This window comes from Nocardia sputi (assembly GCF_023501985.1).
On the sequence record NZ_JAMFLC010000002.1, the window covers coordinates 73,951 to 89,330 of the forward strand.

The window sequence follows — 15,380 nt, forward strand, 5'->3', positions numbered from 1 at the left end:
CGATTACCCGCAAGGTAATCGACTCGGCGACCGGTGGCGGGCAGGATCGCGGCCATGATCGATGAGACGGGCACCGCGCTGTTCCACCAGACCATGCCGTTCACCGAGCGCCTCGGCGTCGAGGTGCTCGCCCACGGACCCGAACTGGTCCGTAGCCGCCTGGCTTGGGACCAATCACTGTGCACGCTCGGCGGCGTGCTGCACGGCGGGGTACTGATGTCGCTGGCCGACGCCACCGGCGCGGTGTGCGCGTTCCTGAATCTGCCCGAAGGAAAGCAGGGCACCACCACGGTGGAGTCGAAGACGAATTTCCTGCGCGCGGTCCGCGCCGGCCATGCCATCGCGTCCGCGGCGCCGCTGCACGCCGGACGCTCGTTCATCGTGGTCGAGACGGTGATCCGGGACGACGCGGACAAGCTGGTCGCGAAGGTCACCCAGACCCAAGCGGTGCTCTAGCCCGCCACCAGGGCCGGCGCCGCCCCGGCCGCAGCGCGGGCGGTCGGCCACACCCGGGCGAGATCGAGCAGTTGCCGCAGCCCGGCGTCGAAATCCGCCGCGGGGACCGGCGGCTGGACCGAGGTCGACGCGAGCGGCGCCGATCCCGCCTTCCGTGCGATTACCGCGCACGCCACTCGGTGTGCGTAGTCGGTCAGCGGACCTCCCAGCCCGCGGTCGCCGGGGCTAGCGACCGAGTTGCGACAGCACGTCCTGGATTTCCACCGTCATCCGCATCAGCCGGGTACTCGCGTCGACCCGCTCGTCGGGGCGGGCGGCAGCACGATCTCGGTGACCGCGGCGGTGAGATCCCGCCGCGGCCCAGATCATCGCCCGCACACCAGCTTTCCCGCCGGGCCGATGCCGTCGGACCGCAACTCCGGTAGGAACATACGGGCCGACAGCCAGATGTTCATCAGCAGCGGGAGTCCGAACGCGGTCCACACCACCAGGCCTTCCACGTCCGGCGTCAGGTCGACGAGCCTCCCCTCGCGCCGAGCCGATGCGCCCGCCAGCAGGATCACGGCGGTGGACCCGGCGGCGATCGCAGCAAACGCGGTGCCTGCGCCGGACCGCCCCCAGCTGCACGTCCGCGGCCCAGACGCGGACGACTCCTTGCAGGCACATCGAGGACATCACGGTGCAGCCGAGGACGAGTTGGTGCGCCGGACTCGCGCTTGCGGGCGTCATGGCGCACCGGTACAGCAGCAGGCTCAGCAGACCCCAGACGAACAGGCGATTCACCAATTGGTCGACGACCGTGTCGCGCAGGAGCATCAGCCGGAACGCGACGACCGCGGCGACGAGGCAGATCGCAGGCCAGGCGACGACTCCCGGAATCGATGACGACATCGACCGACCTCCCGCCCACTATCTGTCCCGCTTGACGGGACCGTTGCCGGATGTTTGTGACCGCGCTCTCCAGACCCGGCGGCAGCTGATGACCGCGACGCGGCATCCCCTCGGCGGCTTCGCCCGTCCCGGCCCTGCTCCGGATCGGCGAGTCACTTGTCCCGCATCAGCACGTTCGAGGTCGATCTTGACAAATACGCGATCCACTCTTTACCGCACCGAGCGCAGGTCCCACTTGTCCCATTTGCGACAACATATGCCGATCACAGGACGGATTCGCAGACCAATTGTCACCGAATCCAGAACTAAGCGGCTTCGCTCGTCGATCAGCACAATAGCGCGTGTCCCGGCGAATTCCGGGATGCCGCAAAACATTCGGCTGATCCAGCGTGGGTGTTACCCTCTATCACATAGAGTTTCAGTGACGACACTCACCTCCGACACGCACCTCTCGGCGGGTGCACCTGCTCTTCGTAGCCCGCGAACGCGGTCCCACCTCATGCTCTGTCCGCCCGTTCGTGCGGCAAGAACGGAGAAATCTGTGCGCGATGAACCACGATCAGCTTCCCTGTCCGAGCGAATCGACGGTGCATCGATCGAAACCCACGCCCTTTCCCCGGTACCGCGAAGGCCGGGCCGAGCGATCCGGCCACGAGCGTCCGCGCCGCTACCGGCCGTCTTCGCGGTGACCACGACCAAGGCGTCCTCGGCCGAGCCGCGGTACCGCCTTCCCGAGGACAGCGCACCAGCAGACCTACGCGTCACGGCTTGACCGTATTTGGGGAAACGGAAACGATGAGCAAGCAGACTGCCGGAACAACTGAACTAGCCGTGCGCCCAGCCGCCGGAACGGACGCGATGAACACCGCCCTGCGCGATCGCCTGATCGACGCGACAGTCGAGGTGGTGTCGACCGAGGGTCTGCACGCGCTCACCGTCCGCCGCGTGTCGCGAATGTGCGGGGTCTCCACGATGGCGGTGTACTCCAACTTCGGCGGGATGCCCGGCCTGATCCGCGCGGCCGGTTCCGCCGGCTTCGCGCGGTTGGCCGCGCGCATGACCGCGGCGGGGGTGAGCGAGGAGCCGATCACCGATCTGCTCGTACTCGGCCTCGTATTCCGGGACGAGGCCCAGCGCAGGCCGGAGCTGTTCGGGCTGATGTTCGGCACCGGGACGCGCATCGATATGAAGATCAACCGCGGCAATGTGCTCGTGGCCGGGCACGATTCGGAGTTCGAGCACTACACGGAAACCTTCGACCACGTGGTCGGCGCGGTGCAGCGCGCTCAGGACGCCGGGTTGATCAACACCGCGGACGTCCGCTCCGCCGCGGCGCAACTGTGGATGGGCCTGTTCGGCTTCGTCCAATTGGAGATGGCCGGGCATCTGGGCGACGACGGCCTGCTCGAGGTTCTGGTACCTGCGATCGTGAATCTTCTCGTCGGCATGGGCGCCGAACTGGAAACCGTCGGCGCGTCGGTTCTGCTCGCGGTGGAGCGCTTCGCCGCCCAGTCCGGAGACTGACCGCCGGCACGGGGCGAATGCCGGTCAGAACGGCAGCCGGGACCTCAGCCGCTGGGCGCGTGCCATCGCGCGCTCCGCGGCGCTTCCGCGCGGCGGCATCAGACCCAACTGCAGCAGCATCTCCGTCAGGTCCCAGGTGGCCTGGCTGCGCCAGATCAGCCCGGAGCGGAACTGCCACACATCGATGACCAGCAGGTCGATGCGCTTGCCGGTCGGGCCGAAACCCGGCGGGTCGATCGGGCCCAGATGGGTGCCGGTCATCCGCCACGGCACCAGCGCGATCCGGTCGTCGGCGGCCAGCACCGGCGGAAACGGGTTGGTGTAGGCCACGTCCGGGAACGAGCGCACCGTGTCGGCGACGAACTTCTCCACGCCCGCCCGCCCGTGCGCGGGCGCGTCCAGGGATGGGTCGCGCCAGATCGTGTCCTCGGTGACGCATTTCGCGACCGCCGCGCCGTCCCCACTGTTCCATCCCGCGATGTATTGCTCGGCGAACTCGATCAGCCAGGCGAGGCTTTCGATGGGCTCGGCCTCCGCTTCGATACGGAACTGCCCGGTGTTGTACGGATTCACGCCCATCACCTTTCACCTCGGTGCGCGTTCGACGCGTCATCGTAGGCACGAATCGAGCCGCTACTCAACAGCTTCGCGCGCTGAATGTTCTCAAAAACGTGGGAATAACGATGTAATCCATCCTATTTAATTGGGCAATAACCGTGTAATAACAGCGGAATAATACTGTCATACCTGTCTCTACCTGCATTGATGATGGAGTTGTCTTTACCTGTCAGACAATGCTTTTCGATTACCGACGGCTCGATTCCGTATTGACCTTCGCGAATCGGGCCTCCTACCATGGGTGGACACTCACCTCCTACCGCGGAACCACTTCACCTCCGGGCGACGCTCATGGCCGAACAGGTTTACCGGCGTCGCGAATCCGATTGTCTCCACGCTGATTCGTCGACGCCGACGCCCGACCGGCGGCGCTTTCGAATGCCTGAGCATCAGGGGATTTTGCATGCCCAATGTAGCAATTGTCGGTATCGGCTGCCGTTTTCCGGGCGGCATCGACGGGCCGGACTCTTTCTGGGATCTCGTCGTGCACAGGGGCGACGGAATCGTGGAAGTACCGACGGACCGCTGGAATCTCGCGAAGTTCTACGACCCCGACCCCGACGCGCCGGGCCGGATGTACACCAGGCACGGAGGCTTCCTGACCCAGTCGCTGTGGGAGTTCGACGCCGAGTTCTTCGGCATCTCCCAGCGCGAGGCGTCGATCATGGATCCCCAGCAGCGGCTGCTGCTCGAGGTCGCCTGGGAGGCGCTGGACGACGCCGGGATGGCGGGGCGGGTCAGCGGTCGTGAGGTCGGCGTGTTCGTCGGCGGCTTCATGAACGACAACGCGCTGGTGCGCAGCGGCTCGATCGCCCGGGCCTCCATCAACAGTCACAGCCCGACCAGCTCCTCGCACACGCTGCTGTCGGCCCGCATCGCGTTCCTGCTGGACCTGCTCGGACCCACGATGACCATCGACACCGCCTGCTCGTCCTCCCTGGTCGCCCTGCACCAAGCGATGCTCGCGCTGGAAGCGGGCGAGTGCGAGACGGCGATCGTCGGGGGCGCCAACGCGATGTTGCGGCCCGAGGCGTTCATCTCCATGTGCAAAGGGCGCTTCCTCGCGGTGGACGGCCGGTGCAAGTCCTTCGACGCGGCCGCCGACGGCTACGGGCGCGGCGAGGGCGCGGGCGCCGTGGTGCTGAAGACGCTGGACGCGGCGGTGCGCGACCGCGACCGGATCTACGCGGTGGTGCGCGGCAGCGGCGTCAACCAGGACGGCCGCACGCTGGCCATCCCGGTGCCCAACCCGGTCGCGCAGGAGGCCCTGGCCCGGCGGGTGCACCGGCTGGCGGGCGTCGACGCCCGCGACATCCGCTTCGTGGAGGCGCACGGCACCGGCACGCCGGTCGGCGACCCGCTCGAATTGGCCGCCCTGGGCGCGGTGTACGGCGCGGTCGAGGGCCGCGACGAGCCACTGCCGGTCGGCTCGGTGAAGAACAACATCGGGCACACCGAGGCCGCCGCGGGCGTCGCGGGCGTCATCAAGGCCGCGCTGACCCTGCACCACGGCGTCATCGCCCCGCAACTGCGGCTGGACAACCCGAACCCGGAGATCCGGTTCGACGAACTGCGCGTACGCATTCCGCTGGAGACCGAACCGCTGCCGAACGGCGACGGCCGGGCCGCGGTGGCGGTCAACAGCTTCGGCTACGGCGGCACCAACGCCCATGCGATCCTCACCCGCGCGCCCGAGGTCCCCGCGACGCCCGCGCAGGCCGCGCGCACACCGATCACCGTGCTGCCGCTGTCGGCCCGCAACGAGACCGCGCTGCGCACGATGGCCACACACCTGCACGACCTCACCGAGACCGCCCCCGTGGACGTGGTGACCGAGGCCGCGTGGGTCCAGCGCGCGCATCATCCGATCCGCGCCGCGTTCGCCTACCGGGATACCGGTGACCTGCGTGCGCAGCTGGCCGATTTCGCCGTGGGAGCGGGCAAGACACCCGTCCGCGCGCTCACCGACGGGTCGACCCGGCCGGTATTCGTGTTCAGCGGCATGGGCCCGCAGTGGTGGGGCATGGCCCGCGGCCTGCTCGAGGCCGACGGGCACTTCGCCGCCGCCGCGCGGTCGATCGACGAGATCTTCCGCGAGATCGCGGGATGGTCGATCGTCGAGGAACTGCTGCGCCCGGAGCAGGAGTCGCGGATCACCAGGACCGAGTACGCGCAGCCGGCGAACTTCCTGGTCCAGGCCGCGCTCCTGGCCGAACTCGCCGAAGCCGGCATCCACCCCGCCGCGGTGGTCGGCCACAGCGTCGGGGAAGTGGCCTCGGCCTACGCCTCCGGCTCGCTGTCACTGCGCGACGCCCTGCTGGTCAGTTGTCACCGCGCCCGGTTGCAGGCCACCACCGCGGGCACCGGCGGCATGCTCGCCGTCGGGCTCTCGGAGGAGCAGCTGAACGAGCGTCTCGCGGGCGTCGAGGGCGTCTGCGTCGCGGCGGTCAACAGCCACTCCGCGGCGACGCTGTCGGGTGATTCGACCGAGTTGGACCGCATCAGGGCCGAACTCACCGACGAAGGCGTCTTCGCCAAGGCGTTGCGTGTCGAGGTGCCCTACCACAGTCACCTGATGGACACGATCCTCGGCGACCTCACCACGGCGCTGGCCGGCCTCACGCCGCAGCCCGCGCGCGTGCCGATCTGGTCCACCGTCACCGGCGGCGAACTGTCCGGCCCGGACTGGGACGCCGAGTACTGGTGCCGAAACGTGCGCGAGCCGGTGCGCTTCGGCGCGGCCGTTGACAGCCTGCTCGACGCGGGCCACCGGGTGTTCCTGGAGGTGGGACCACACCCGGTGCTCAGCGGCAACATCAAGGAGGCGTTCGTGCGCCGCGGCCTCGACGGCGCGGCGATCAGCACGCTGTCGCGCGACGCCGACGATCGCGACAACCTGCTGCGCGCGGTGGGCGAGCTGTACCAGGTGGGCGGGCTGGACACCACACGCGCGCCCGGCGCCCCCCGAACGCCTGTCGCGCACGTGGATCTGCCGCGTTACCCGTGGCAGCGCCGCACGCTGTGGACCGAGGACCCCGCGATCGAGGCGGACCGCGTCGGCGCCGTCGACGGGTACGTCATGCTCGGTCAGCGCACGGCGGCGTCCGCGCCGGAGTGGGAGGTCGAGCTGTCCGTGGCCGCCTTGCCGTGGCTGCCGGATCACGTCGTGGACGGGTCGGTCGTGCTGCCGGGCGCGGCCTACCTGGACGCCGCGCTCAGCGCCGTCGCGGTGCGCACCGGCCGCACCACGTTCGGGCTGGAGTCGGTGCAGTTCGTCGCGCCGCTGGTGATCGGGCAGCACGACGTGCCGGTACTGCGCCTCACCGTCGAGGAGACCACCCACCGGTTCACGCTGCGCTCGCGCGCCGCCACGGCGACCACCTGGACGGTCAACGCGCACGGCAGGCTGATCGAGGCCGACGTCGACGCGCGCACGATCGACCTGACCCCGGCGGCGGACGCGGTGGACGTGGCGGCGGCGACGCTGTACGACGGCCTCGCCGCGCACGGCCTGGCCTACGGCCCGAGCTTCCGGTTGATCACCGCGGCGCAAGTCGGGGGCGACTCCGTCGTGGCCCGGCTCGATCTCACGCCACTGGCCGGTCGCGCGCCGAGCCTGCCGCATCTGGCCCACCCGGCGGCGGTGGATGCCGCGCTGCAATGCTTCGCCGCCCTGTACGCCCAGACCGCGCGCGGCGCGAGCGTCGTGGTGCCGTCCTCGGTCGCCGGGGTCCGCTGGACCGGGCCGCTGCCGGAGCGGGCGGTCGTGCTGGTGCGCCGGGTGGACGGCGACCCGCTGTGCGCCGACATCACCGTCGCTTCACCGGAAGGCGTTGTCGCATTGACGCTTTCGGGCGTGCGGTTCGCCAGTCTCGCGGCCGAGCCGGATCTGCACGACCAGCTCGACGGCCTGTTCTACGAGCCGGTGTGGTCCATCGTCGACGACACCACGGCCGTCGACGAACCCGTGGGCGCGGAGGAGTTCCTGCTCGTGATCAGCCTGGGCAGCACCGTCTCCCAGCGCGCGAAGGAAATCGCCAGCGCCCGAGCCGCGTCGGAGATCCTCACTTTGGAACCGGAGGAGGCCGCCGCGCGGCGCGTCCTCGCGACCCTACGGGCCGCCCACGAGCGGCCCGGCGTGACACGCAGCCGCGTGGTCGTGGTGTCCGGCGCCGAGCTGGACGCGGTGCCCAATGCCTACGGGCTCGCGCTGGTCGCCAAGGCGCTCGGCGAGCTGGTGGTCGGCGAGGACGAAGACGACGCCCCGGCGGCCGAGGTACGCGCCGTGGTGGTCACCGAGCAGGCGTTCTGCCTGCCGATCGACGCCTTCGCGCATCCGGCGCAGGCGGCGCTCACCGGCGCCCGGCGCACCTTGCGCAACGAGCAACCCGCGGTGCACTGGCGACTGGTCGACACCGAACCGGCCACGCGCGCCGCCGACATCATCGAGCAGGTGCTCGGCGACGGACGCGCCGACGAGGTCGCGCTGCGGGCGGGCGCGTGCTGGGCGCTGCACCTGCGCAAGTCTCTGCGCGATCATCTGGCGGTCTGGGACGAGGCCGCACCGCTGACCGACCCGGAAGCCTCGTTCCGCTTGGAGATCGCGCGCTCACGGCTGTTGTCGGACCTGGCGTGGCGCGCGGTGGATCGGGTCGCGCCCGGTCCCGGCGAGGTCGAGATCCGGATGGACGCGGTGGGCCTCAACTACAAGGACGCGCTCAAGGCGCTCGGCGTGCTCACCGAAAAGGAGCTGGCCGGAACGTATTTCGGCACCGAGCTGGGCATGGACGGATTCGGCGTGATCGAGCGGGTCGGTCCAGGGGTGACCGATGTCGCCGTCGGCGACCAGATGTCGGTGTGCGCCAAGGATCTGTTGCGCCGCCACGTCACACTCCGGCCCGACGAGGGAGCCACGATGCCCCTCAATTACCCCGACTCCGTGCTCGACCCCTGCCATTCCAGCTCGGTGCTGCCCTTCCTCACCGCCGAATTCGCCTTCGGCGAACTGGCGCACCTGCAACCGGGTGAGACGGTGCTGATACACGGCGCGGCGGGCGGCATGGGCATGGCCGCGGTCCAGGTGGCGGTGCGCCTCGGCGCGCGGGTGATCGCGACGGCGGGCTCGGACGAGCGCCGCGCGGTGGCCACGGCGGCGGGCGCGCACGAGGTGGTCAACTCACGCTCGATCAGCTTCGTCGACGACGTGCTCACGCTGACCGGCGGGCGCGGCGTCGACGTGGTCTACAACTCCTCCCCCGGTGAAATCCTCCAGCAGAACCTGCGGGTGGCCGCCGAATTCGGCCGGGTCGTCGAGATCGGCAAAGCCGACATCTACGGCGGCGGGGCGATCGACCTGCGCCCGTTCGACCGGAACCTGTCGTTCTTCGCCGTCGACATGGACCGCGCCCTTGCGGTGCGTCCCGAACTGGTCCGGCGCGCGGCGCGCCGGGCGATGGACGCCTTGAACGAAGGCACCTACGACTACCTGCCCTACACCGCGTTCACGCTGGATTCGACCGCCGAGGCGTTCGAAACGGTGGTGCGGTCCAAGCAGATCGGCCGGGTCGTGCTCGACCTGCGCGAACCGGAACCGACGGTGCTGGCGAAGCGGCCGAGCCTGCCGATCGACCCTGCGGCCAGCTACTTGGTCACCGGCGGCTTCGGCGCGTTCGGGCTGGCGACCGCGCGCTGGCTGGTGCGGATCGGCGCGCGTCGCCTGGTGCTTGCCGGGCGCAGCGGCGCCACGGGGGACGCGGCCCGCGCCGCGGTCGCCGAATTCGCCGCCGCCGGCGTGGAAGTCGTCGAGGAACGCATCGACATGGCCGACTACGACGCCGTCGCCGCGCTCATCGAGCGCATCCAGGCCTGCGGCCGTCCGTTGCGCGGCATCTTCCACGCCGCCGGTGTGGTGAACAACCTCGAGGTCCCGCAGATCACCGTCGAGTCGCTGGCGGAGATCTTCGGGCCCAAGGTCGCGGGCGCGGTCAACCTGGACACCGCGGTGACCGCCGCCGGCATCGATCTGGACATGTTCGTGCTGTTCTCCTCGGCGAGCAGCATCGTCGGCATCTCGCCCCAATTCGGTTACGCGGCGGCCAATTCGGTGCTCGACATGATCGCCGCCGCCCGCCGCGCCCGTGGCGCGGCCGCACTGGCGGTGAACTGGGGCTTCATGAGCGGTGGCGGCGGCATGGCCGACTACGAGGCGGTCAGCCGGTACGCGGAGATGACCGGTTACCGCTCAGTGGACATGGACGTGGCCACCGATCTGCTCGGCGAGTGCCTGCGGCTGGACCTGCCGCAGATCGTGCTGTTCGACGTGGACTGGAGCCAGTGGGCGCTGGCGCACCGCCCGTCCACCCGCACGCCGCGTTTCGCCGAGCAGGTGGCGGCCGCGGGCGGCGGAGCGTCGGGCGCGGGTGCGCTGCGGGCGGAGATCCTGCGATTGGGTGTCGAACAGCGCGGGGAGGTGGTGGCCTACCTGCTCGCCGAACAGCTCGCCGCGGTGCTCGGCGTCGACGCCGAGACGGTGGACCTGAACACCCCGCTGCCCGAACTCGGCATGGACTCGCTGATGGGCATGGAGTTCGGGGCCCGCGTGGTGCAGGTGCTCGGCACCCAGCTATCGGTGCTCGCCGTGATCGGACTGACGTTGCGCGGGCTCGGCGCGCGAATTGCCGAGCAGATTGCCCAGGAAGAAGAGCGCGCGGCGAGGAGCGAGGACGAATGACCGACAACAACCCCCGGGAGCTGGCCCGCGCACTGCTGGCCAGGCACGCGGGCGGTGAGACCAGCGCCGCCCCGGCGACGACCAACGGCGCACGAGCTACGAACGGCTCCGCCACCCCCACCCCGGCCCCCGCCAACGGCGGCACCGCGCCGCGCGGGGCCGCGCACACCTCCTTCCGTGATCACCCTGGCGTGCTCGAGGCCGGGCAGCGGTTCGGGCGATTCGACGCCTGGGTGCGGCAGGTGGGCCTGATCAACCCGTACTACCTGCCGCACGAGGGCATCAGCGGCGCGGTGACGCGGATGGCAGACCGGGACGTGGTCAACTTCAGCAGCTTCGGCTATCTGGACTTGGCTGCCGACCCGCGGGTGCGCCGAGCCGCCAAGGACGCGATCGATCGGTACGGCACCTCCGCCGCCGCCGTCCGCATCGTGGCGGGCGAGCTGCCGATCTATCGCGAGCTGGAAGCCGAGATCGCCCGCGTCTACGACACCGAGGCGGCCCTGGTGACCGCGAGCGGCTACCTCACCAACGCCGCCGCGGTCGGATTCCTGCTCGGCAAACGTGATCTCGCGGTGTGCGACGCGCTGATCCACCACAGCGTGGTCTCGGGCACCGAGTGGTCGCGCTGCAAGCGGGTTTCCTTCCGGCACAACGATCCGGAGTCGCTCGAGACCATCCTCAAGATGTCGCGCCGCAGCTTCGACCGGGCCATGGTGATCATCGAGGGCCTCTACAGCATGGACGGCGACGTGGTGCGGCTGCCCGAGATCATCGAGGTGGCCCGGCGCTACGACTGCTCGATCATGATCGACGAGGCGCATTCGTTCGGCACGCTCGGCGCCACCGGGCACGGCGTGCGTGAGCTGTTCGACCTGCCCGGCGACGCGGTGGACGTCTGGATGGGCACGCTGTCCAAAGCCCTCGGCAGCGTCGGCGGTTATCTCGCGGGCAACCGGGAACTGGTCGACGGATTCAAGTACGTCGCGGGTGGATTGAGCATGTACACCGCCGCCCCCGCCCCGTCGGCCATCGGCGCGGCACTGGCCGGACTCGAGGTGCTGCGCGACGAGCCCGAACGCGTGACCCAGTTGCGGCGCAACAGCGAGTACTTCCACCGCCGCGCCGAGGAATACGGCTTCGACATCGGCATGTCGTCGGATTCGCCGATCATCCCGGTCATGACCGGCGCCGACGAACCCGCCGTGCTCGCGGCGTTGGCCATGCTGCAGCGCGACTTCAGCGTGAACGCCATCACCCACCCGGTCGTCCCGGCCGGGGAGGCCAGGTTGCGGTTCTTCATCAACTGCAGGCACACCGAGCAGCAAATGGACCAAGCGCTGGCCACGCTGCGCGAGGTGCTCGACGGACTCGCGGACACCGCGGGACAGCAATTCACTCTCGCCCATGAGGAGCAGCACTCGTGAAAATTCCCATCAACCGATCCGTCCTCCGAAAAGCGGTGGTCCCCGCGGTATCCCTGCTGCTGATGGGCTCGCTGTTCATTCCCGCGCGTTCGGCGCTGCTGCCGACGCACGACGTGGCGGGCGGGCCGATCGCGAGCAAGTTCGACTTCACCGCGATGCCGATCGCGCTGCCCAAGGGATTGCCGACCGACCGCAAGATCCGTGAGCTGCGCGAACCGTACAAGCACCTGTCGGCCTGGATCTCCTCGGTCGGCGCGGCCATCGCGATGAACGACCTCGACGGCAACCGGCTGGCGGACGACCTGTGCGTAGTCGATCCCCGCTCGGACACGGCCTTCATCACGCCGACCCCGGACAGCAACACCAGCCGGTACGAGCCTTTCGTGCTCGACCCCGAGCCGCTGCCCGCGGATTCGTCCACGGTGCCCTCGGGCTGCGTTCCCGGCGACTTCAACGGTGACGGCCGGATGGACGCGCTGGTGTCGTACTACGGCCGCACGCCGATCCTGTACCTGCAGCGCGCCAACGCCACCCGCCTGGACGCCAAGGCCTTCCGCCCGATCGACATCGTCGCTTCGCCGAACACCCCCGACGGGCACTACGAGGGCGAGCGCTGGATCACCGCGGCGGTCTCGGTCTCCGACTTCGACGGCGACGGCAAGCCGGACATCTACCTGGGCCAGTACTTCAACGACATGGACGTGCTCTCCGAGGAGGGCCAGCTCGCGCTGTGGATGACCGACTCGCTGTCCAACGCCCGCAACGGCGGCAAGGACCGGATCTTCACCCTGGCCTCCGCCAAGGCGGGCGAGGAACCGACCGCCGACTACCGCGAGGTGGCCAACCCCTTCCCGATCGGCATGGACACCGGATGGGCGCTGGCGGCGGCCGCGGCCGACCTCAACGGCGACCAACTGCCCGAGTTGTACGTGGCCAACGACTTCGGACGCGACCGCTTGTTCGTCAACGAGTCCACGCCGGGCCGGATCCGCTTCGGATTCGCCGAGGGCGAGCGCGGGCTCACCGACCCGAAGTCGTATGTGCTGGGCCATGATTCGGACAAGGGCATGGCAGCCGACTTCGGCGATATGAACGGCGACGGCATGCCGGACCTGTTCGTCAGCAACATCGCGGTGCGCTTCGCTCTGATGGAAGGGCACTTCGCGTTCTACAACACGGCCGAGGACACCGCCGACGCGGCGCGGCAATTGGCCGAGGGCGTCGCGCCGTTCGAGAATCGCGCGACGGACGTCGGATTGGCTTGGGAGACCTGGGGCTGGGACGCGAAGATCAACGACTTCGACAACGACGGTCGCAACGAGGTGGTCCAGTCCACCGGCATGATCAAAGGCGAGGTCAACCGGTGGCCGCAGATCCAGGAACTCGGCACCATGAACGACGACCTGACCAAGTACCCGTGGTCCTGGCCGATCATCGGCGAGGACGCCGACTTGGCGGGCAGCGATCCGGTCGGCTTCTTCAGCCGCGGTGACGACGGCAAGTTCGCCAACCTCACCCACGCGCTCGGCATGGACACCCCGATCCCCTCGCGCGGCATCGCCGTCGGCGACACCTCCGGCAACGGCGCGCTCAGCTTCGCCGTCGCCCGCCAGTGGGGCGATCCGACCTTCTACCACAACAACAAGGCGGACAACGGCCAGTTCCTCGGCCTGAAACTGTTCAAGCCGGTCTGGGAGGGCACCACGACCACGACGACGGCGGCCGGCCTTCCGGTCCAGGGCGTTCCGGCGGTGGACGCCCAGGTCGAGGTGCGCACGGCGGACGGCCGCCTGCTCACCAGCCACCTCGACGGCGGTAGCGGGCACACCGGCAAGCGCGCCACCGAGGTGCACATCGGCCTCGGCGAGGTCGATCCGGCCGCTCCGTTGAACGTCGTGCTGCGCTGGCGGGAGACCAATGGCACCCCGCACGAACAAACCCTCCAGCTCGCACCGGGCTGGCACACCGTGAACCTCGCCTCGAACGCGCAGGAGGTCAAGCAGCGATGAGCGACAACGACAAGAAGGATCCGGGCGACGCGGCAGCCGCGTCGAACGGGCAGCACGAAACCGCGGCGATCGAAGGCAACGGCAGCGCCTCCGCCAACGGCGCGGCCGCCAACGGCGCGGCCGCCAACGGCGCGGCAGGCAACGGCGCTGCCCCGGAGAGCAAAACGACGGCCGCCGAACGCATCTCGGCCGTTCAGCGTTCGGGGACCGAATTCGCCAAGGAGTGGGTGGAAACCCCCGCGCCGACCAAGGACACGCGCTACCTGGCGCTGCGCAACTTCGCCATCTCGATCACGATCTTCAATCTGATCGGATTCCCGCTGCTCGGCTTCGAGCAACCGTTCCTGTGGCCGTTCATCGCGCTGGCCACCGCGTACTCCACCGAGATCGGGCTGGAAGTCCTGGCGGCCTGGGCGTACAAGCGGTCGCCCGCCTTCCTGGGCCGGGGGCCGCGCGGGCTGTTCGAGTTCCTGCTCCCCGCGCACATCACGGGTCTGGCGTTCAACTTCCTGACCTTCGCCCACGACAAGCTGTGGCCGGTGATCTTCGGCATCGTGGTCGCCGTCGGCACGAAGTGGGTGCTGCGCGCCAAGATCAACGGCAAGGTGCGCCACTTCATGAACCCGTCGAACTTCGGCGTGGTGGTGTGCTTCCTGGTGTTCCCGATGATCTCGGTCGCGCCGCCCTACCACTTCACCGAGTACATCTCCGGCCCGGCGGACGCGCTCATCGTGCTCGGCCTGTTGATGACCGGCACCCTGTTGAACGCCAAGCTGACGCTGAAGATGCCGCTGATCATGGCGTGGGTGGGCGCGTTCGCACTCCAGGCCATCGTGCGCGGGATCATCGAGCCGAACATCTCGATCCTGGCCGGCCTGAGCATGATGACCGGCCTGGCATTCGTGCTGTTCACCAATTACATGGTCACCGATCCGGGCACCACCCCGTCGGGCAAGAAGCAGCAGATCATGTTCGGCGCCTCGGTAGGCATCATGTACGGCGTGGTCACCGCGCTGCACATCTCCTACGGGTTGTTCATCGCGCTGGTCGTCGTCTGCGGCGCTCGCGGCGTCTACTGGTGGGCACGCGGCATCGCCGAGTGGTGGCGGCAACGCGGCGCGGCGCCGAGCGCGCCGGCGCAGTCCGGTCCCGTCGCTCCCGACGAGGACGAGCCCGCCGAGCTGGTGACGGAGGCTGCCCGCTCATGACCGACAGCGCCGAGCTGCGCCGCGTGCTCGGCGCTTTCACCACCGGTGTCACCGTGGTCACCACCGGGTGGCCACGGCCACACGGTATGACCGCCAACGCGTTCACGTCCGTCTCCCTGGATCCCCCGCTGATCCTGGTGTGCGTGGCCCACACGGCACGTCTGCACCGGGCGATCCACGAGGCGGGCGCGTTCGCCGTCTCCGTGCTCTCCGCGCGGCAGGAGGCCGTGGCGCGATATTTCGCCGACTCCACCCGCCCCGACGGCAGCGCGCAATTCGACCGGGTCGGGTGGTTCCCCGGCCCGCACACCGCGGCGCCGATGCTGGCGGACGCGGCCGCGGGCCTGGAATGCAAGCTCGACACGGTCTTCGACAGCGGCGACCACAGCATCGTGATCGGTGAGGTCGTGCACGCCGAACGCTCTGCCGAACCGGCCGCCACCGGAGCGCTGACGTTCTTCGACGGCGGCTTCCGTCGTTTGCTCCTCTGACGACCCCATACTCCCCCGACGATTGG

General features: G+C 69.4%; 10 protein-coding genes. 7 read left to right on the top strand and 3 right to left on the bottom strand.

The window, feature by feature from the left end:
• Window positions 1-54: 54 nt before the first annotated feature.
• Window positions 55-456 (top strand): PaaI family thioesterase, encoded by a 402-nt coding sequence (locus M8859_RS02870; RefSeq protein ID WP_159921175.1) that lies wholly within the window; start codon window positions 55-57, stop codon window positions 454-456.
• Here the strand turns inward: M8859_RS02870 and M8859_RS02875 are convergent.
• Both M8859_RS02875 and M8859_RS02880 read right to left on the bottom strand, forming a co-directional pair.
• Window positions 453-632, bottom strand: a complete 180-nt coding sequence (locus M8859_RS02875) for a hypothetical protein (protein WP_195138972.1) — start codon at window positions 630-632, stop codon at window positions 453-455. The genes M8859_RS02870 and M8859_RS02875 overlap by 4 nt on opposite strands.
• Before the next feature lie 189 nt (window positions 633-821).
• Window positions 822-1,019: a hypothetical protein gene (locus tag M8859_RS02880; RefSeq protein ID WP_195069349.1), complete on the bottom strand. Its 198-nt coding sequence runs from the start codon at window positions 1,017-1,019 to the stop codon at window positions 822-824.
• Between the two features lie 1,123 nt (window positions 1,020-2,142).
• On the opposite strand from M8859_RS02880, the gene M8859_RS02885 reads away from it, so the two are divergent.
• Window positions 2,143-2,871, top strand: a complete 729-nt coding sequence (locus tag M8859_RS02885; RefSeq protein WP_159921169.1) for a TetR/AcrR family transcriptional regulator — start codon at window positions 2,143-2,145, stop codon at window positions 2,869-2,871.
• A gap of 24 nt (window positions 2,872-2,895) precedes the next feature.
• Here M8859_RS02885 and M8859_RS02890 read toward each other — a convergent pair whose 3' ends face one another.
• Window positions 2,896-3,444: an ester cyclase gene (locus M8859_RS02890; RefSeq protein ID WP_195069350.1), complete on the bottom strand. Its 549-nt coding sequence runs from the start codon at window positions 3,442-3,444 to the stop codon at window positions 2,896-2,898.
• Between the two features lie 448 nt (window positions 3,445-3,892).
• On the opposite strand from M8859_RS02890, the gene M8859_RS02895 reads away from it, so the two are divergent.
• Genes M8859_RS02895 through M8859_RS02915 form a run of 5 tightly spaced genes read left to right on the top strand, consistent with a single transcriptional unit; the run spans window position 3,893 to window position 15,354 of the window.
• Window positions 3,893-10,219, top strand: coding sequence for a type I polyketide synthase (locus tag M8859_RS02895; RefSeq protein WP_249643711.1), 6,327 nt, complete (start codon window positions 3,893-3,895; stop codon window positions 10,217-10,219).
• Window positions 10,216-11,646, top strand: coding sequence for an aminotransferase class I/II-fold pyridoxal phosphate-dependent enzyme (locus M8859_RS02900; protein ID WP_159921163.1), 1,431 nt, complete (start codon window positions 10,216-10,218; stop codon window positions 11,644-11,646). Before M8859_RS02895 ends, M8859_RS02900 begins: the two co-directional genes overlap by 4 nt.
• Window positions 11,643-13,655, top strand: coding sequence for a CRTAC1 family protein (locus M8859_RS02905; protein ID WP_249643712.1), 2,013 nt, complete (start codon window positions 11,643-11,645; stop codon window positions 13,653-13,655). Before M8859_RS02900 ends, M8859_RS02905 begins: the two co-directional genes overlap by 4 nt.
• Window positions 13,652-14,863 carry an RnfABCDGE type electron transport complex subunit D gene (locus M8859_RS02910; protein ID WP_249643713.1) on the top strand — a complete coding sequence of 404 codons (1,212 nt, stop codon included), beginning with the start codon at window positions 13,652-13,654 and terminating at the stop codon, window positions 14,861-14,863. The genes M8859_RS02905 and M8859_RS02910 overlap by 4 nt, the downstream gene beginning before the upstream one ends.
• Window positions 14,860-15,354, top strand: coding sequence for a flavin reductase family protein (locus tag M8859_RS02915; protein ID WP_195138967.1), 495 nt, complete (start codon window positions 14,860-14,862; stop codon window positions 15,352-15,354). Before M8859_RS02910 ends, M8859_RS02915 begins: the two co-directional genes overlap by 4 nt.
• Window positions 15,355-15,380: the final 26 nt, after the last annotated feature.